This is a genomic window from Niallia sp. 03133, from assembly GCF_052663225.1.
Window position 1 is genome coordinate 283,500 of record NZ_JBQTCY010000002.1, and the last position, 17,464, is coordinate 300,963.

Consider the following 17,464-nt stretch of genomic DNA (forward strand, 5'->3'; position numbering starts at 1 on the left):
GAAAGAAAAGAGGTACTATTTATGAAAAGTGAAACAAATCTAGTGCCCGTTATGTGTGCACTGATGCTCGGCATATTTGTTGCTTCATTAGATAATACCATTGTAGCAACAAGCATGGGCTCCATAATTGGTGATTTAGGCGGATTGGATAAATATGTTTGGGTTACGTCTGCTTACTTAGTCGCTGAGATGGCTGGAATGCCTATTTTCGGAAAATTATCAGATATGTATGGAAGAAAAAAGTTTTTTATGTTTGGAATTTTATTATTTCTTATTGGTTCAATTCTTTGCGGGACTGCTCAAACCATGACTCAGCTTTGTATATTCCGGGCAATACAGGGGATTGGCGGCAGTGCGCTTATGCCAATTGCATTTACTATCATTTGGGATGTAGTTCCAAAAGAAGTACGCGGAAAAATGAGCGGAATTTTTGGTGCAGTATTTGGTTTATCTAGTATTGCTGGACCACTATTAGGTTCTTTTATCACGGACCATTTTCATTGGCGATGGATTTTCTTTATCAATATACCACTTGGTTTGATTGCTTTAGGACTTATTCTCTTTTTTTACAAAGAGTCCAAGTTCCATACCCGCCAAAACATTGATTGGGCAGGCTCCATCCTTTTGATTATTTTTTCTGTATCCCTCATGTTTGCTTTGGAATTAGGCGGACATACATATAGTTGGGATTCTTGGCAAATCATTTCATTATTTGTATTGTCAATTGTAGGTTTTATTATCTTTTTGGTTATAGAAAAAAAGGTCAAAGACCCAATATTACCGTTTAATTTGTTTAAAGAGCGTTTATATACAACAAGTGTTCTAACAGGGATGTTTTACGGGGCAGTATTTATGGTTTCAACGATTTATATTCCACTCTATATTCAAGGTGTAGAAGGCGGAACTGCAACTAATTCTGGGTTATTATTATTGCCGATGATGGTTACATCCAGCGTTGCTGCAGCATTAGGTGGAGCACTTGCCAATAAATTTTCTTATAAAAATATCATGATTTCTTCAGGAATCTTAATGGGAATTGGCACCTATCTTTTAAGTACACTTGACCCTTCGACACCAAGATTGCTTGTAACATTGTATATGATGATTATTGGTTTGGGTGTAGGTCCTTCATTTTCTGTTTTAGGAATGGCTTCCCTGCAAAAAGCGAAGCCTCAAGAAAGAGGAATTGCAAGTTCAACAAGCAATTTTTTACGATCTTTAGGTATGACATTAGGCATCACCATTTTTGGCGTTATACAGCGAAATACTTTTACTGAAGGCCTACCTAAAATGTTTAATAAAGGAGACAATGCAAATAGCGGTAGCATACTATCTCCTGAAGAACGTGCACAAATTCCTGCAAATGTTTTAAAAGAAATCACAAATGTCTTATCCAGCTCTATCACCACTACGTTTATTTGGACATTTGTACCGCTTATTATTTCATTAATATGCATTCTCTTTATGTCAAAAGATAAGCTTAGTGATTCGAAATTAAGACAACAAAGTTAAATCAAATAGAACGTTAGCAGAACTATTTCAATAGTTTGACACACTATCTCAACTGTTGAAATAGTTTTTCTGTATGTAAAACAAAAAAATTACAAAAAGTTTACAAATTACGTTTTATTTCAAAATATAAAGGGTATAAAATGTTGTACTAAATAGAGAATATTCCTAATCTTTATTACAAGGAGATTATCATGCCAACTAACAATGTACTATATAACGGGCGTTTATTTACCGTTATTTTTCAATATGATAATGGATTTTGTGAAATCCGAGACACGGCAAACAAATTCAAGGTAGCATTAGTTCATTCTTCTCAGTTAACAACCTTAACTGCTCCTCCTAATTAAAAACCATTTGTTAGGTCAATAAGATAACTTAAGAAAGAAGCACTTTTAAACTTAATTGACTTGTTATCCCATATCCCTATTCAATCCACTCTCCATTTAGATAAAAGTTTTTAACGGAACCGAAACAGAAGATACTCAACAAGATTTACCATTTCATCCAATACCATATAATATATGCCTTCTACACCCATTTTAATTTTTCAAACAAAAGTATATACTTGTCCATTTCAAACGCTGGAAATAATTCATACCTTATAAAGAGATTAGCAAAGGAGGTGTGGTTTATGTCTGGATATCATGAAGGTGGACACTCAAATAATAGCTTTGCATTATTTGTTGTTTTATTTATTCTACTTGTGATTATTGGTGCTTCTTATTTAGGAAGCTACTAATCCTTTTAGCTTGTTTTTATTCCGAATTGGGACATCTATTTATTCTATATACGCCTCAATTCGGAATTACTACTATCCTTCTTAAAAAAAGAATACATAAGCTTAATTTGCATTTTTCACTAACTAAACGTCTTTGATCGTTATGTTTCTTTTTTTCACATATGGTTAGCCAGCAAATCATGCATGTATTCTTTCCTATTTTTCCAAACATTTCACATTTATTGACATAATTCTTTTCTGTATAGGGAATAGAATAAATGTATGGGAGAATATTCTTTCATACACCTTCCGCACTATTCTTTATCCGGCAAATGCCGGATATTTTTTCCTTCTATTCAAATAACTAAAGATTCCTTGTACATATCCCTCCTTAAAAATATAGCCTATTATTTTCAATTTTTCACCTGTATAATGACAGTACAAATTTTTTAAGGAGTGTGTCTTATTTGTTTTATAAACTATCAAAACAACAACAACAAACAATGATTGCTGATATTCAATATTTCTTTTCTCAAGAAAGAGAAGAAGACATTTCTGAATTTGCAGCTGAAAGAGTATTGGATTTTGTAAAGGAGTACCTTGCCCCTCATTTTTACAACGCCGCGGTAGCAGATGTTAAAGATATTGTTGAGCAGCAATTTTCTAGTCTTGAGGATGAAATATTAACACTTGAGCGGCCTATAAAATGAATACTAAATGTGTTTGGGGTTCTTTGGTTCTTTCATCCCATACAGTTGGTTAACTGCGTTTTAGAAAATTTAAAAACACATCGAATCGCAAAACTTGTAAACTTTTGCTTTCTCTTTTCTAAATAACAAGATTTTACAAGGAAAACCAGTAAAATCCCTCCTTTGTCTAAGAAAATATTTTTCACATTATTTTCTTAGACATATATTTATCTTCCTTCCAATGGCATGCTCTGTAGAAAGCAAAAAGCTATGACTAAGCTGTTGCCCACCTATTTTTTGCTATAAAACGCGTTCTTAACCTTCCTTGAAAAATAGCATAACAAAAGAACCGATCTGATCCCGGTCTTTCTCAGCTGTCAAGGGCTTATATAGATTACGTTTTAGCTAAGAACAATCTCCTTTAATCGGGAAATACTGTTACCGTTTCAGTTTGCTGTATTTATTCTTCCAATATAATACATCATAATTTGTCTTATTTTATCCATCTTCCTTTAAAGGGAATGATGACACAATCTCCTTTGTTCAATTCCGTTGCTTCAGGCTCAACTTCTTCTGCAGCCCCCATCAGCTCATTCCCAATCACATAATCTGTTGGCATATTGGATATAATGGCAACTAGCCCTCTCCTCTTTTCTTGCCCCAATAAAAAAAGCCCCGGCGCTTACAGCGCCAAGGCTTCTCCTTCTTAATACATTTCCAAGTACTGATCTCTCTCCCATGGATGCACTTGAGTGCGGAACATGCTTTTTCTTTTAAATCCTTTGCATAACCTTACGAAAAACCTTATTTTCCTATAAATACTAAAATCATTATTTTATATTATTTCATACTCTTTCACCAATTTGGATATTATACACCTTTTTTTTAAATAGAATAGAATAATTTACTTTTATTGACTATTACAAATAATATAATGATTTGGTATTTATTTAAACTCATAGATCTAGTTAACAATAATAAGTAGCTGCCTTTTATGGCAACTACTTTTATGTGAACATACCATTAATTAACTTCATTTCATATAAAAATAGCATAGTTTTTCTAATCTTGAACCCTATATTCTTTATTTTATCTCATAACTTTTTACCAAATGGGGGCATATTCGGGGGCAAAGTTTCAATATGAAAAATTGTTACCTTATTTCACAAACGCCCCCGTTACTTTAAGTACATTTATTCACAAAGTTAGCATTTTAACACTCATTTATTACAGGAATATGTTTTTTATTACATTAAAAAGTGCTACCCATTAGATAGCAACTTAGCGTAGTATTACCTAGTTAATTTTTGGTGTTCCTCATACCAATTCAATGATTTTCGTTCAATTGCCTTAACCAGATCATCCTTACCATTTATGTATGACTCAATATCATTGGGAAATTGTTGGGCCAATTTCTCTTTTAATTCACCATATTTCTTCATTTCGTCTGTATGTAATGCTAAATAATCACGAAATGCCAAGTGCCGTTTTATCTCGTAACTTCCAGTCTGATAAATATGAACGTGATGAGTGCGATTATCCCCACCCTTTTGAAAATATCTCCGTTTGGGTATACCGTTTTCACCTTTCGGCTCATAGCCAAATTCTTGCATAACAATATTAAATTTATCAACTGTATTAATATCCCTAACAACAGGCATTATGTCTATTATTGGTTTTGCTTTTAACCCTGGAACTGAGGTACTACCAATGTGATGAATATCTACAATTTCATTTCCGAAAATAGTTTGTAGTTTCTTCTTTTCTTCTCTAAACATTTGAGTCCATTTCTCATTGTATGGATATACTTCTACCTTACGCAAGTATTCCCCTCCAATCATCCATGATTTTCATTTTATCATACTAAACATTATTTGAATTAATCAGTTTTTTCACTAATCTTCCCTGACCGTGACAAAAGCAAGGCGAGCTTCATTTAATATAGGAATGCTGCCATGATTGTTAAAAATAAATGGCCTTTCCTATAACTTAAGGAGGTGCTAACCTAGCTTAAAGGTAAGTATTATTTAATTTATGTATTTTGCTATTTCTGAGTTGGTTTTTATAATAATTGAATTAGCTTTTTCTTCTTGAAACATTCTTATGATATTTGGTTTGCTTTCTTTTTCAAATTCTCGGTTCCATTTAAACATAGCTAATAACATATTGAAAGAAGGTTTGTAGTTAGCTGATTCTATCCCTAATAATTGTCGGACATATCTTTTCAAAATCCTAATTTCTCGTTTTATAAACGGTGTATCCAAAAATATTATTATGTCAGCTTTATTGAAACTCTTTCTTACCCAATTATGATTATGGGCTCCTTCAATAATCCACTTCTTCTCATTAATAATTGCCTCTAAATATTTATCCCTTTCTTCATCTTTTCTTCTTATATCCCCTGATTTATGTCTTTCCCATACCACATTGTCTAATTCGTAAAATTGTATATTATACTTTTCCGATAACTTTCTAGCTAATGTAGTCTTACCACTTCCTACTGAACCAATAATATGGATTCTATTAGGTATAGTTTTATTCAAATAGTTCACCGCCATCTAATTCTTTTTTACTTGATATTCTATATAACACTTTGAAATCCTTCTTCCACAAACCTTCCATTTATCTTCCATAAGCCAGTTTTTCATTTATTACAGTAATGCTGCCCCCTGTTAGCACAATAGGAAAAGGACATCCGCAGCAGTGCCAATCTATACTCTTCCCCAGTTACTTCAATAACTTTTTCATCTCAATTTCATCCCTTATTGGGATACCGTCATTACTTATTAAGGGTATCTCTAGTTTTAATTTTCTTGCTTTCTCTACTGCGTTATTAATAACTTGGGATATTATGAAACCTCGTTTTTGATAAAACTTTAATGCCAATAAATTATCATTTGTAGTTATGAGTTTAACGAGTTTACACTCCTGATTAAAAGCAAGACTTTCTACTTCTCTAACAAGCGATGTACCTATCCCTTTCCCTTCTTCAATGCTGTCTAACGAAATAATTTCGCATTCGTTATTTTTAATAATATAGGTGATTAAGCCAATGATGTTGTCTTCTTCATTTACGACAGCAAAACCATCTAATGTACTACAGTCATAAACGCCGCTGGAGATTACCATTTCTGGAGTTCCCCAATGCGACTTGAAAAATTCTTTTATTTTATCATTCGGTAAACCCTGAATTGCGTAGGTTTTCATTATAAGACCACCTTAATGTAATAGGTTCTTCTTCTAGTAAACTGCCATGTTTCTACCATAAGCAAGGTTTTCATAATTTATTACAGGAATGCTGCCCTGTTAGTTCCGAAGCAAAAAAGAACATTAATCCTTCCCAGATTAATGCCCCCTTTAGTTTAAGAGAAAATGTCAGTATAACCACCTGCAACAGAGATAACCTATCTTATGGAGGTGCTAAACATGGGACGAAAATTTGAAAAAAACTAATAAAATTGCTTTATTTCTTTGGTATTGGTTCCTTTATTTACTTAATTAAAAAACCACTTGCAAAAGACTGGCTCCTTGTTTTCTTTTCTTTATAAAAAGTTATTATGCATCATTGGTCGATAAATTAATTGTAAATAAAGGTTATGTTCAATATCCCACCCGATTTCCAAGTAAAGTTAAAACAAGCTTGTTTTTTGATTATATACTTTTCCCAATTACATGTGTCTTTTATAATCAACTCACTAAGGATTCTCGCATCCTTCAGTGCCTTTTATAAGTTCTGTATTTCAGTGTACCAATAACTATTACTGAGCAATGGCTAGAAAAAAATACACAGCTTGTTAAGTATAAAAAGGGGTGGAATTGGAAAACCACTTTTTATTCGCTTTCTTTTTCCTTTTTATTGGTCAGATTTTCAATGTCTGTTATAAGACGTCTCATCAATAATAAATACGATTTTTCTTAGACGTAGATTCTTAATCAACAATAAGAGTAAATAGGATGAGGCATATCTTCTTCCTTTTGTATTATAAATTCAACCAGATATTTCTGGTTGAACTTTTTTTAGTTACTTGATTAACCCCCCTCACCCATCATAATAAATGCCCCCCTCACTTTATCCAACATTCCAACTATTTAAGATAATTTACAAATTTTATAAAAAGCATTAAAGAATGTTTCCCTCCTATTTTGGAATAATACAATTGATTGTATTAAAGAATAAGGAGGTTAAATAGAAATGGATACACAAAAATTAGCTAACCATGAATCATTGGAATTACATGAAGTTATTAATTTTAAAACCCTTTGCTTAGCGAAATCAAAACTAATGCAAGGACTTGTATTTAATCAAGATTTGAGAGCATTAATGCAAAAAGATGTTGAACAATCCATACAAGCGCTTGAAGAATTACAGAAAATTTATCAACGTGCACCTTTTGAATCTCCTGTTCCTCAAAACCGACCTACACCAATAGTAAATTGAAAAGGAGGTAAATAAATTGAATCAAGACTATTTAGACCCTATTAACTCCCTACACGTACCTGAGTTAGCAGATACCACATTTGCGATGGATTTCCTCCTTCGTGCCAAAGAAGGTGTTCGCAATATTGCTGTCGCATTAACGGAGTCTGCATCACCTGATGTTAGAACCCTTTTACGAAACCAGTTAATGCAAGGTATTGCCATGCACCAAGAAATTACAGAACTTATGATTAGTAAAAAATGGTTCCATCCATACGAATTAAGTGAACAATATCAACTAGACCAACTCTCTGCCAACAATACAGTGATGATTGGAAAAATGAATCTATTCCCGGTTGAGACCAATAGAAAAGGTATGTTTGACCGGACACCTGATGAACACTAACACTGGAGGCTGTATATCATGAAGGCAGTTACGTATCAAGGTATTAAAAATGTTGTAGTAAAAGAAGTTCCAGACCCAAAAATTGAAAAACCAGATGACATGATTATTAAAGTAACGAGTACAGCAATATGTGGGTCTGATTTACATTTAATTCACGGCATGATTCCTAACCTGCAAGAAAACTATGTTATCGGCCATGAACCAATGGGAATCGTCGAAGAAGTTGGTCCAGGTGTGACTAAGGTAAAAAAGGGAGACCGAGTCATTATCCCCTTCAATATAGCATGCGGTGAATGCATTTATTGTAAAAACTCTTTGGAAAGCCAATGTGATAATTCTAATGATAATGGTGATATGGGTGCCTATTTCGGATATTCTGGTACGACTGGTGGCTATCCAGGTGGGCAAGCCGAATATCTAAGAGTGCCTTTTGCCAACTTTACTCATTTCAAAATTCCAGAGACTTGTGAAGAACCTGATGAAAAGTTAGCTGTTATTGCCGATGCGATGACTACTGGTTTTTGGAGTGTTGACAATGCAGGCGTAAAGGATGGAGATACAGTTATTGTTCTTGGCTGTGGACCGGTTGGTCTTTTTGCTCAAAAATTCTGTTGGTTAAAAGGGGCAAAGCGAGTCATTGCCGTTGATTATGTCACTTATCGCCTGCAGCACGCCAAGCGCACAAACAAAGTAGAAATTGTTAACTTTGAGGACCATGAGAATGTAGGAAATTATCTTAAGGAAATCACCAAAGGCGGTGCAGATGTTGTCATTGACGCTGTTGGTATGGACGGTAAAATGACTGATTTAGAATTCCTCGCGAGTGGGATGAAACTTCAAGGTGGAGCATTAAGTGCATTTATCATAGCTTCACAAGCTGTGCGTAAAGGCGGGACAATTCAAGTTACTGGCGTTTACGGCGGCAGATACAATGGTTTCCCTTTTGGAGATATTATGCAGCGAAATATCAATATCCGCTCCGGTCAAGCCCCTGTCATCCACTATATGCCATATATGTTTGAATTAGTTTCTACGGGGAAAATTGACCCAGGAGATGTCGTGAGTCATGTACTTCCACTTAGTGAAGCAGAGCGTGGGTATGAAATTTTTGACGCAAAACTGGATAATTGTATTAAGGTCTTGTTGAAACCTTAAGGAAGGAGATATAAAAAATGAACTATGCTTTACATGAAGTTCTTGAAGTCCATGAGATAGCTGCATTTAAGACCACTTGTTTGACTAAATCAAAAACGATGAGAGCTTTAGTTACAGACCAGCAATTAAAAGATATTATGCAGTTAGACATTGATGTGTCTACTAGACAATTACAAGAATATGCTTCTATCCTTTCGAACGCTAAGCAGTAAATAGGAGATGAATAAACATGAATCCAATCATTGAAAATTTAACTGGCATGAACGCACTATCCGACCAAGTAGTTACAATGGATTTACTCATTTCTGCTAAAAGTGGAATTAGAAATTATGCAATGGCAGTCACAGAGGCAGGAACACCTGAAATTAAAGATATGCTCACTCGCCATTTAGTGGAAGCTCTTGATATGCATGAACAAATATCTGCTTATATGGTAGAAAAGGGATGGTATCACGCTTGGGATACAAACGAACAGATTAGTTTAGATTTAAATAATATAAATACAGCATTGAACTTACCGACATTATAAAAAATTCCAAGGAACAGTTTAACAATCACCAGAAAACTGTTCCTGGTAAACCATTTTGAGTTTTTTTCGCAGAAGTAAATAAAATTAATACTTCTTGCTTTCTAGAGTTTGTTTTACTCTATATAATGAAAATAATTATTGACTATTTTTATTATGAAAAGGTCGGAGCAGGTAATTCATCAATTTTCATACGAAGTAAACTATAAGGTTTCTGTCGTAGGTCTTTTCCATAATGAAATCTAGGCTGCCGATGTAATTGGTTCACAATGACATACAAATATTGATCCGGACCAATTGAAAAAGTATCCGGCCACAAAATTCTCGGTTCATGTGCGATAGTCTCCATCATGCCATTTGGCAATATTTTACGGATACTGTTGTTTTCATAATCTCCAGCATAAACAGTTCCCTTTGCATCGGTGATCATTCCATCAGACGCACCTTTTTCTCCCCAATACTCCACATGATAAGGTAATTCCAGATCCGGTATCGTTCTGTCTCTCAGGGCTTCTGTTGAGATCGAGAATAGATGACGGCTTGTTAGTGGACAAAAAAATAATACCTTTCCATCGGGAGAAATCGCAATACCGTCAGACGCCAATCTAAATGGAGAAGTTGAACCATCTTTGTTTCGATTCATTAAAATTTGACCTTCTACTTTCGGTAAAAAATAAGGATAAGGTGACGTTGAATTTGCACCATTTAACCGTCTAAACGCGTTTCCATTTGATAAATCTACGACGATAATAGCTCCTGGTCCTTTGGAAGAAGAATCCGTTATATAGGCATAACCTGCTTTTCCAACACGAAAATCAAAACGGACATCATTCAGATAAGTTGTATATAGGACAACATCTTCTGTAAAGGTATATACTTTTCTTATTGTATTGGTTTCTAAATCAACAGCGACTAATTTTGCCCCTCCTTTAATAGGCTGAGAAAAATTGGGTGCCGCTGTATCTAATATCCAAACCGTTCCCCTTCCATCAGCCACTACACTTTGAACACTGATGAAAGTCGTTGTGATATTCTTGGGGTTAACCAAATTGGTTTGTAAATTAGGATAAGGCTGCAATTTATCCCCAACAATTTCCGCCACCGTAAATTTAACATCATCACCCCATTTCGGAAAGCAAATGAAAATACGACCGGTTTCTGAAACAGTAACACCTGTAGGCATAGCCCCATAAAATGCATAAACTAGTTCTAAATTACCGAAATATTTTTCACTAGGTAACATAGGTTTCATAATATCCTCCTTAAGTAATCAAACGGGATATCACCTATATATGATTTATATTTTTTCTAGTGCATGTTCTTAACTAGTTTTCTATACGAAACCGATGATTGAAAAGATTGTTTTCGAAATTTAATTTAAAGGTCCCCAGATGAAGAAAAATTCAATTATCAGGTAGCGAAGTTCAATATTCCTGAATCAAAGTAAACTTTTATAAAAAATCACAAAGCCTTTAAACTTTGTGAAGAAATGTACTTAAGCTAAACTGCCCTTTTAGTTGAAGAAAGTAATTTTCCTCACTATTACTCAATAAATTTACATTAAACCCTTTAAAACAAACATATGTTCTGATATTATCAAGAAGTTTGAATTAATCTCCATTGAATTTATTTGATTAAAAACTGCTGGCTAAAAAATGACAAAAACAAGGAGGGAGCGTATGTGAACATTGTTATAGACCTAGAATACTGGACAAAAGAAAACATAGGTAAACAAAAAGCCATTTTTGGCGTGGATGAATTACAATTTAAAATAAATCCAGATAAAGAAGCATTAAGAGTAGCTTACAATTGGTTTGATAAAGTACGTCAAGAATATCCACATGATATCAAAATCAACAGTGTTAAATATAATGGAGAGCATGATATTACTCAAGGAATGCAAAATGTTTTAAAGAAAGTAAAACGAATCGCTTTCGAAGAATGGAAAGCGCCTCACTTGGGTCTTTTCTCGCTCTTCGCATGGCTCCATTACAAAAAGGACATACTATTTCCACTTCTTCATTCTCTGGATATGAGGATTAAATTTTAAATCTCGCCTAAAAGTATGAATAACTGTGATAATGCCAACCTGTAAATCGCGTTTTTTACTTTTACGTTGAAAATAAAATTGAAATACATCCGCTACTTTCTTACTTAATTCATTTAATTTTTTTCGGGCTTCAAAAAAGACATTCCTCAATTCTTTAGGAATGGTAAATACCATAACGATGGGGAACGTTAAAAATCATTTCTTGTTGTTTATCTGACCAATCATCTGTATATTTTTTACCACACTTATGACAAAAACGACTTTTACAAGTAAAACAAACAAAAACAGGATTAGGACCACCTTCACATCCGAGACAGTCGTAACGAGCATATCCCAAATCACGAGTTCCACATCTAATCGCTTTCTCTACGGTTTCTTTTATGTCTTCGCGATACGATGCTGGAAAAAGATTGGAGTGCATCTTCCAATAACCATCAAAGTGATCCTTTAATATTCGTTTGATAATTCCACTCTTAGACTGATTCATACGAAAACACCACTAATATTATACGAACATTTTATCGAACAGTTATCCACAAGACTATGGATTTTATAATTTCCTAGACAATCAAAAAAGCCCTGACGCTTACAGCGTCAAGGCTTCTCCCTCTTAATACATTTCCATGTATTGATCTCTCTCCCATGGGTGCACTTGTGTGCGGAACATATCCTAACTTATCATTTCATAATATCCTCAATAATAAAACCACTAATAATAAGCATTCTATAAATATACTTTTCATTTTTATTAATAGCTTTTCATAAATTGGGGGCAAGATGGGGGCAGATTTGGGGGCAAGATTCTAATACATATAATATTCAATATTCTATCTAGTATTTAATTAGAGCCTTGCTATGGTTAAATTACTTTTTATCCTGTTTTTCTTTTATTTGTTCACGGATACTTTCGAGGTCTTCTAAAGACAATTCCTTGAGAGCTTTTGCAACTTCTTTCTCAATCTCTTTTTTATTGTTTTCACGGTATTGATTCCACCAATCTCTAAGGCCTTCTGTTTTATCTAATATGTAATCAATATCTATCTCTTCTTCTGTATCATCTGAAATATAGTTTAGTAATGCTGCTAGCATGCGATTAAGATTAGCAATTTCTTCTTCGCTATTTTTGTTTAAATATACACCTTTTTGTTGTGGCATGATTTCTCTCCTTACGTAATGGTTAAGTGATTTTTTTAGTATTACCAATAATGGATTTTTTCAATTAGTAAAACAACATAAAAAGCCCTTCTCAAACGAGTTGGGCTTTACTTAATATCTTCATTGGTATAATTTTTTTGGATCAGATTGATACTAGGATAGAATAAAATTTCTTGAAAGGAGAAATAAAATTTGAAAAGCAAAAAACACTTACTTCTACTAATGTCTTCTATTTTATCCTTAGGATTTCTATTTGGGTGTAATGGGGTTGATGAAGATGAACCAGATCCAACTGAAGAACCTTCTGAAGAGCAAAACGATGAAAATGAATAGTAATAATTATTAAAAAGATTAATCATAGTGATTAAATGTGTATAATTGAACGAATTAGGTCTTGATAAAATTTAAAGCTACAGTAAAACAGCCCTTCTTAAAGCTTCCTTTCTATTATTGCATCATACTAAAATTACACTGTGGACAATAAAAGTGAACGTGTTTGTTTATCCCCCATGCACATGAGTAATTAGTAGTCATTTTTCCGCATCCAGGGCATTCAACTTCTTTTGAATCATCTGGATATCCATTTGCTTCTTCATAAATTTCCACAACAGTATCAATTAATTTTTCCATTTTTTCTAATACTTCGTTACTTATTCTTCTCATCATATACTCCTTATGCATACATTTTATAGTTTTTAGTAACAAAGGAGGCAGCTAAGATGGACTCGATCTTAAAGATGCGTGGTTGTCTCTTTGTAAGACAATAAGCTTTTATATAATTCGCTTGTATATCATTTATTAAAATAGTCCTTTTTGAAAACGTCTTATCGTTCTTCTCGTATATAATTTCTAATGCTAAATTTTCAAGCAATGCTTTCTCAAGTTGTCGATTCATTACATAACTACCTCCCTTTTGCATATATTATATACGAACATTAGTTCTAAAACAAGATTGAAAACGAACAATTGTTCTGTTATTATTTTTTAAAAGGAGATGTAGTTATGATTAGAGATCGTGGAACGAAAAAATGGACTGCTATGATGCTGCCGGAACATGTTGCAGCTGTTAAAGAAGCTTTAGCCAATGAAAAGAAAATTAAGAAACCTATTTTAGATGAAAGTCAAATTCAAGAAATGGAAATCCTCCTATTAGAAGGCATGGAATACAACTTGATCCTTCAATATGACATTTATAAAAATGGAGCAATCAAAAACATATTCGGAAGAACCGTCTATATCGACTATATAAAAAATGAACTTCGTATACAAGATAAAAACGATAACATTCACTATGTTCCTTTCCGCACCTTAGTAAACATACAAAAAGATTAAAGGAGAAAAACTGTGTTTGATTATACTCAATTCCCAAAACGATCTATTCTTTGCGTGGATATGAAAAGTTTTTATGCAAGCGTTATCGCAGTCCAAGAAGGATTAGACCCTCTCACTTGTCATCTCGTTGTGGTCGGGAACACCGATCGCAATGGCAGTGTTGTTTTAGCCGCATCTCCTGCGATGAAAAAAGATTTTAAAATTAAAACAGGATCTCGTTTATTTGAGATTCCTGATGACCCAAAAATTAAAGTGCACAATCCACGAATGGGATTATTTGTCCGTGTATCGACGGAAATTACCAAATTGTTTTTTCGGTATGTTCCACCATCTTCTGTCCATACCTACTCAGTCGATGAAAGCTTTCTCAATGTTGGTGGATTAGAGAAAGTTTGGGGAACACCTTTAGAGATTGCAAAAAAAATTAAAAATGACATTATGCTTGATTTTGGTTTACCCTCTACTATCGGGATAGGTCCTAATATGTTAATAGCAAAACTATGTCTAGATTTAGAAGCAAAAAAATCTCCCTCCGGAATATCTACATGGTCATACGAGGATATTCAAGAAAAACTATGGCCAATCTCCCCCTTGCGAGAAATGTGGGGAATTGGTAGCCGGGTTGAGAAAACATTAAACAGTATGGGAATATTCTCTATCGGTCAACTAGCAAAATATGATTTAAAGCTTTTAGAAAATAAATTTGGCATAATGGGCAACCAATTGTACCACCATGCGTGGGGAATTGATTTATCTGAAATCGGCGCACCTATTATACAGGGACAAATTAGTTATGGAAAAAGTCAAATACTACTTCGTGATTATAAAGAAATAAGTGAAATAAAATCCGTCATCTTAGAAATGTGTGAAGAAGTCGCTAGAAGAGCAAGAGTAAACAATAAAGCAGCAAGGACGATAAATTTTGGACTAGGATATAGTAAAAATGAGTTTGGAGGCGGTTTTCACAGATCAAGGACTATAGAAAATCCATCCAACATTACTATTGATATTTACAATGTGTGTTTAGAATTAATGAGTGAAAACTATCGTGGTCAAACAGTACGTTCAATTTCTATCTCGATTACTAAATTAGAAAATGACTACGAAATGCAGCTTGATCTCTTTGATGATAACGGATGGAAAAAAAGAAAAATCGGTTATGTTGTAGACGATATTCGCAAGCGTTTTGGTCCTGCTTCTTTATTGCGCGCTGTTTCCTATACATCTGGAGGCACAGCTTTGCATCGAGCAAGCTTATTGGGTGGTCATAAGAAATAAGAAGATATCTAATGAAGTCTTCTTAACCCTTCTTCTGGTTGATTTTGGAGATGAAACTTTGCTTCTTTGACAGGGAAAATTTTCGGATTATTCTTCGTAATCAACTTGAAATTTCCTACCATCACAGCTGTATTAATATGATACGGATAGCAATCAAAATGTCACAGACCCCATGCAAAATCAACAGCTATTTCATCAGCATTTCTAATCTTTTTACGGCATATTTGGCAGGTTATTAGATTATCCCACATGTACATTCCTCCTTTCATTTTAAGGAGGTTCTTTGTCGTGGGTGGATTTTCCTGTTTGTTCACAAAATGTACAAAAAAACACAACCTTAAGAGTGAGACCAATATATTCACCAATCTAGTGGTGGATTAAATTGAATCGACCAATCTCTGCCAACTGAATTAATCGAAGAACTACCTGAGTGTATATTTTTAACATTTTTTTACTTTTCTAGAATCTATTTACTTTTATAGAATAATATAATAAAATCAATTAATAATTAATAGATTTTTCTAAAAATTAATTCTATTTCATTTTAGAGAAAGGAGATTTTCAACATTAGAGAGACAAAAAATTAAAAATAAGATTATATTATATTTTATGGGGGAAACAAAAAATGAGAATAAAACTAAATCTTCTAATTATTTCTTTCGCAATACTAATTTCCATTTGTTTTTCGTTTAATCTTGAACAGGCGAAAGCAAGTGAAAACTTAAAATTTGTTAACAAGTATGGTATTGAAATAACTGAGTCAGATTATAATAGATTAATTAGTTTAGGTTTTGAAGATGAGCAGATTCAAAACATGAATGCAGAAGAATATGATATAAATAAAGAAATGTACGGAGAAACAATTAACGTTTTAAAGCAATATGTAAAAACTACTTATCTATATGATCAAACTCCTCCTATAGATAAATCAGTAAAAGATAAATCAGTGAAAAGTTCAAAATCTATGTTAGTCGAAGAAAATGAACCTGAATTAGTGGATGAGAAAGTAGAATATTTGTCAAAAGAAGAATTTGAGCAACAATTAAAGTATGATACTCAAAATCAGTTAGGAAAAAATAAGATTAATAATTCAATTGCATTATCGCCTGATGAAGGTACAGATAGTACTTCTTATAAAATAATTACAGTAAAACTTACTAAAATAGCAAGTAAGGAATGGAAAGTTTCTACTACATTGGAATGGAAAAAAGTTCCGGCAACAAGATCTAAAGATATCATCAGTGCTGCTATAAGATATCCAGATGATTTTGTTATAAACCATACAAAAAGATATGGCTCTCAATACTATGAATCTACTGGGGTTAATGCAAAACAACAAAGTAAAACTTATAATGAACTTATCACTTATGGTGCAAATAGTGGAAATTGGTTGAATGAAGGGTATGAGGGAGATGGTCTAGTTCAAAATTTAAGAAATAATTTTTATGATGCAGGTTATAATTATAAAGTGACTTACTTTAAAAATTATATGTATTTTTACTTTAATCTCGATGTTAAATCTTATTCACATAGCAATGTTCAAGTTAGTGGATCTTATGTGCATCAAATAAATACATCACCTTTTTCTGTTTCAGATATCTCACTAACATATGGAGCACCATCAATTACGATTGGAAAAAATGACGAAGAAAAATTTGATACACCAATCTATGCACGAGCTTATGTTCCTTATTAATTTTCAAAAAACATTGGAGGAAAAATTTTGAGAAAATTCGAAATCGTTTTAAGTATTTTATGTATTGGAATATTAATCACACTTATATTTATCGGCTTTCAATTAATGAAGATGAACGATTCTCTTGATGGACTGTATGATGTTCTTAGATTGATGTCAAAAAACAGGTAATAACCATCTTGGTTGGTAGACTTAGTAGCAAGTCTACCAACTTGACACATAGATAAATATAATAAGATTAAGTTTCATTACCTTTTGGTAAATCCATTTCATAATAAAAAACTTTGTCAAAGTTTAAATCATTAAAGTTTTTTAATACTCCAGCTATAAATTTACTGCCGGGATTTCTTTTTCCGTTTAAAATTCGATTAACCGTACTATGTGCTACACCTATAACATCAGCAAATTGACTCTCAGAAAGATTGTTTTCTTTTATAAACGTTCTAAGAAAATCTGCTTTTACTAATATATCTGTATTAACTGTCATCTCTTCAATCCACCTTTACCTTTTGGTAATTACCTTATGGGAA

24 protein-coding genes and 1 pseudogene are annotated in these 17,464 nt (G+C 33.2%); 15 read left to right on the forward strand and 10 right to left on the reverse strand.

Annotation, left to right across the window (positions count from 1 at the left end; translation table 11 throughout):
- Positions 1-21 precede the first annotated feature (21 nt).
- The 4 genes from ACTYBU_RS03785 (at position 22) to ACTYBU_RS03800 (ending at position 2,940) form a co-directional block, all read left to right on the forward strand.
- Complete coding sequence (locus tag ACTYBU_RS03785; protein ID WP_445487279.1) at positions 22-1,512, forward strand: MDR family MFS transporter; 1,491 nt, start codon at positions 22-24, stop codon at positions 1,510-1,512.
- Positions 1,513-1,703: 191 nt separating this feature from the next.
- Complete coding sequence (locus tag ACTYBU_RS03790; RefSeq protein ID WP_445487280.1) at positions 1,704-1,859, forward strand: hypothetical protein; 156 nt, start codon at positions 1,704-1,706, stop codon at positions 1,857-1,859.
- A gap of 284 nt (positions 1,860-2,143) precedes the next feature.
- Complete coding sequence (locus ACTYBU_RS03795; protein WP_445487282.1) at positions 2,144-2,251, forward strand: YjcZ family sporulation protein; 108 nt, start codon at positions 2,144-2,146, stop codon at positions 2,249-2,251.
- A 446-nt stretch (positions 2,252-2,697) separates the two neighbouring features.
- Positions 2,698-2,940, forward strand: a complete 243-nt coding sequence (locus tag ACTYBU_RS03800; RefSeq protein ID WP_445487284.1) for a DUF2164 domain-containing protein — start codon at positions 2,698-2,700, stop codon at positions 2,938-2,940.
- A 472-nt stretch (positions 2,941-3,412) separates the two neighbouring features.
- On the opposite strand, the gene ACTYBU_RS03805 is transcribed toward ACTYBU_RS03800, so the two are convergent.
- The 4 genes from ACTYBU_RS03805 to ACTYBU_RS03820 form a co-directional block, all read right to left on the reverse strand.
- Positions 3,413-3,583 carry a hypothetical protein gene (locus ACTYBU_RS03805; RefSeq protein ID WP_445487285.1) on the reverse strand — a complete coding sequence of 57 codons (171 nt, stop codon included), beginning with the start codon at positions 3,581-3,583 and terminating at the stop codon, positions 3,413-3,415.
- Between the two features lie 628 nt (positions 3,584-4,211).
- The gene (locus ACTYBU_RS03810) at positions 4,212-4,742 is read right to left on the reverse strand and encodes a GrpB family protein (protein ID WP_445487287.1); all 531 of its coding nucleotides are present in this window, start codon (positions 4,740-4,742) and stop codon (positions 4,212-4,214) included.
- 204 nt (positions 4,743-4,946) lie between these two features.
- Positions 4,947-5,477 (reverse strand): AAA family ATPase, encoded by a 531-nt coding sequence (locus tag ACTYBU_RS03815; protein WP_445487288.1) that lies wholly within the window; start codon positions 5,475-5,477, stop codon positions 4,947-4,949.
- A gap of 169 nt (positions 5,478-5,646) precedes the next feature.
- Entirely contained in the window at positions 5,647-6,126 is a 480-nt protein-coding gene (locus ACTYBU_RS03820) for a GNAT family N-acetyltransferase (protein WP_445487290.1), read from the reverse strand.
- Positions 6,127-6,463: 337 nt separating this feature from the next.
- Here ACTYBU_RS03820 and ACTYBU_RS03825 point away from each other — a divergent pair, with 337 nt between their 5' ends.
- The 6 genes from ACTYBU_RS03825 to ACTYBU_RS03850 all read left to right on the forward strand — a co-directional run bounded on the left by ACTYBU_RS03825 (position 6,464) and on the right by ACTYBU_RS03850 (position 9,426).
- Positions 6,464-6,649, forward strand: a complete 186-nt coding sequence (locus ACTYBU_RS03825; RefSeq protein WP_445487553.1) for a CBO0543 family protein — start codon at positions 6,464-6,466, stop codon at positions 6,647-6,649.
- Positions 6,650-7,111: 462 nt separating this feature from the next.
- A complete protein-coding gene (locus tag ACTYBU_RS03830) occupies positions 7,112-7,357 on the forward strand; it encodes a spore gernimation protein GerQ (RefSeq protein ID WP_445487291.1) in 246 nt (81 codons plus the stop codon).
- Between the two features lie 16 nt (positions 7,358-7,373).
- Positions 7,374-7,742: a spore coat protein gene (locus tag ACTYBU_RS03835; RefSeq protein WP_445487292.1), complete on the forward strand. Its 369-nt coding sequence runs from the start codon at positions 7,374-7,376 to the stop codon at positions 7,740-7,742.
- Positions 7,743-7,760: 18 nt separating this feature from the next.
- A complete protein-coding gene (locus tag ACTYBU_RS03840; RefSeq protein WP_445487293.1) occupies positions 7,761-8,897 on the forward strand; it encodes a zinc-dependent alcohol dehydrogenase in 1,137 nt (378 codons plus the stop codon).
- 17 nt (positions 8,898-8,914) lie between these two features.
- Positions 8,915-9,109, forward strand: coding sequence for a hypothetical protein (locus ACTYBU_RS03845; RefSeq protein ID WP_445487294.1), 195 nt, complete (start codon positions 8,915-8,917; stop codon positions 9,107-9,109).
- 17 nt (positions 9,110-9,126) lie between these two features.
- Positions 9,127-9,426, forward strand: a complete 300-nt coding sequence (locus ACTYBU_RS03850; protein WP_445487296.1) for a spore coat protein — start codon at positions 9,127-9,129, stop codon at positions 9,424-9,426.
- A gap of 151 nt (positions 9,427-9,577) precedes the next feature.
- On the opposite strand, the gene ACTYBU_RS03855 is transcribed toward ACTYBU_RS03850, so the two are convergent.
- A complete protein-coding gene (locus ACTYBU_RS03855; RefSeq protein WP_445487298.1) occupies positions 9,578-10,675 on the reverse strand; it encodes an L-dopachrome tautomerase-related protein in 1,098 nt (365 codons plus the stop codon).
- Between the two features lie 429 nt (positions 10,676-11,104).
- Here ACTYBU_RS03855 and ACTYBU_RS03860 point away from each other — a divergent pair, with 429 nt between their 5' ends.
- Positions 11,105-11,473, forward strand: a complete 369-nt coding sequence (locus tag ACTYBU_RS03860; RefSeq protein ID WP_445487299.1) for a hypothetical protein — start codon at positions 11,105-11,107, stop codon at positions 11,471-11,473.
- Here ACTYBU_RS03860 and ACTYBU_RS03865 read toward each other — a convergent pair.
- The 4 genes and pseudogenes from ACTYBU_RS03865 to ACTYBU_RS03880 form a co-directional block, all read right to left on the reverse strand.
- A pseudogene (locus ACTYBU_RS03865) lies at positions 11,444-11,960 on the reverse strand (transposase zinc-binding domain-containing protein); the annotation flags it as partial. The gene ACTYBU_RS03860 and the pseudogene ACTYBU_RS03865 overlap by 30 nt on opposite strands.
- A gap of 377 nt (positions 11,961-12,337) precedes the next feature.
- Positions 12,338-12,628, reverse strand: coding sequence for a hypothetical protein (locus ACTYBU_RS03870; protein ID WP_445487301.1), 291 nt, complete (start codon positions 12,626-12,628; stop codon positions 12,338-12,340).
- Positions 12,629-13,075: 447 nt separating this feature from the next.
- Complete coding sequence (locus ACTYBU_RS03875) at positions 13,076-13,291, reverse strand: hypothetical protein (protein ID WP_445487302.1); 216 nt, start codon at positions 13,289-13,291, stop codon at positions 13,076-13,078.
- 10 nt (positions 13,292-13,301) lie between these two features.
- The gene (locus ACTYBU_RS03880) at positions 13,302-13,523 is read right to left on the reverse strand and encodes a WYL domain-containing protein (RefSeq protein WP_445487305.1); all 222 of its coding nucleotides are present in this window, start codon (positions 13,521-13,523) and stop codon (positions 13,302-13,304) included.
- A 107-nt stretch (positions 13,524-13,630) separates the two neighbouring features.
- Between ACTYBU_RS03880 and ACTYBU_RS03885 the strand changes: the two genes are divergently transcribed.
- From ACTYBU_RS03885 to ACTYBU_RS03900, 4 genes are all read left to right on the forward strand, one after another.
- The gene (locus ACTYBU_RS03885; RefSeq protein WP_445487307.1) at positions 13,631-13,960 is read left to right on the forward strand and encodes a YolD-like family protein; all 330 of its coding nucleotides are present in this window, start codon (positions 13,631-13,633) and stop codon (positions 13,958-13,960) included.
- Positions 13,961-13,972: 12 nt separating this feature from the next.
- Entirely contained in the window at positions 13,973-15,238 is a 1,266-nt protein-coding gene (locus ACTYBU_RS03890) for a Y-family DNA polymerase (RefSeq protein WP_445487308.1), read from the forward strand.
- Positions 15,239-15,863: 625 nt separating this feature from the next.
- On the forward strand, positions 15,864-16,934 hold the full coding sequence (locus tag ACTYBU_RS03895) for a hypothetical protein (protein WP_445487309.1): 1,071 nt from the start codon (positions 15,864-15,866) through the stop codon (positions 16,932-16,934).
- Between the two features lie 27 nt (positions 16,935-16,961).
- Entirely contained in the window at positions 16,962-17,105 is a 144-nt protein-coding gene (locus tag ACTYBU_RS03900) for a hypothetical protein (RefSeq protein WP_445487311.1), read from the forward strand.
- Between the two features lie 67 nt (positions 17,106-17,172).
- Here the strand turns inward: ACTYBU_RS03900 and ACTYBU_RS03905 are convergent, their stop codons facing one another.
- Positions 17,173-17,421 (reverse strand): helix-turn-helix domain-containing protein, encoded by a 249-nt coding sequence (locus ACTYBU_RS03905; RefSeq protein WP_445487312.1) that lies wholly within the window; start codon positions 17,419-17,421, stop codon positions 17,173-17,175.
- Between the last annotated feature and the right edge of the window lie 43 nt (positions 17,422-17,464).

Bases quoted from the DNA above. Each gene is read 5' to 3' on its own strand.
- ACTYBU_RS03870 (WP_445487301.1), bottom strand. From the start codon at position 12,628: ATGCCACAACAAAAAGGTGTATATTTAAACAAAAATAGCGAAGAAGAA.
- ACTYBU_RS03875 (WP_445487302.1), bottom strand. From the start codon at position 13,291: ATGAGAAGAATAAGTAACGAAGTATTAGAAAAAATGGAAAAATTAATT.
- ACTYBU_RS03815 (WP_445487288.1), bottom strand. From the start codon at position 5,477: ATGGCGGTGAACTATTTGAATAAAACTATACCTAATAGAATCCATATT.
- ACTYBU_RS03840 (WP_445487293.1), top strand. From the start codon at position 7,761: ATGAAGGCAGTTACGTATCAAGGTATTAAAAATGTTGTAGTAAAAGAA.
- ACTYBU_RS03855 (WP_445487298.1), bottom strand. From the start codon at position 10,675: ATGAAACCTATGTTACCTAGTGAAAAATATTTCGGTAATTTAGAACTA.
- ACTYBU_RS03790 (WP_445487280.1), top strand. From the start codon at position 1,704: ATGCCAACTAACAATGTACTATATAACGGGCGTTTATTTACCGTTATT.
- ACTYBU_RS03820 (WP_445487290.1), bottom strand. From the start codon at position 6,126: ATGAAAACCTACGCAATTCAGGGTTTACCGAATGATAAAATAAAAGAA.
- ACTYBU_RS03785 (WP_445487279.1), top strand. From the start codon at position 22: ATGAAAAGTGAAACAAATCTAGTGCCCGTTATGTGTGCACTGATGCTC.
- ACTYBU_RS03895 (WP_445487309.1), top strand. From the start codon at position 15,864: ATGAGAATAAAACTAAATCTTCTAATTATTTCTTTCGCAATACTAATT.
- ACTYBU_RS03850 (WP_445487296.1), top strand. From the start codon at position 9,127: ATGAATCCAATCATTGAAAATTTAACTGGCATGAACGCACTATCCGAC.
- ACTYBU_RS03880 (WP_445487305.1), bottom strand. From the start codon at position 13,523: ATGAATCGACAACTTGAGAAAGCATTGCTTGAAAATTTAGCATTAGAA.
- ACTYBU_RS03795 (WP_445487282.1), top strand. From the start codon at position 2,144: ATGTCTGGATATCATGAAGGTGGACACTCAAATAATAGCTTTGCATTA.
- ACTYBU_RS03885 (WP_445487307.1), top strand. From the start codon at position 13,631: ATGATTAGAGATCGTGGAACGAAAAAATGGACTGCTATGATGCTGCCG.
- ACTYBU_RS03905 (WP_445487312.1), bottom strand. From the start codon at position 17,421: ATGACAGTTAATACAGATATATTAGTAAAAGCAGATTTTCTTAGAACG.
- ACTYBU_RS03845 (WP_445487294.1), top strand. From the start codon at position 8,915: ATGAACTATGCTTTACATGAAGTTCTTGAAGTCCATGAGATAGCTGCA.
- ACTYBU_RS03830 (WP_445487291.1), top strand. From the start codon at position 7,112: ATGGATACACAAAAATTAGCTAACCATGAATCATTGGAATTACATGAA.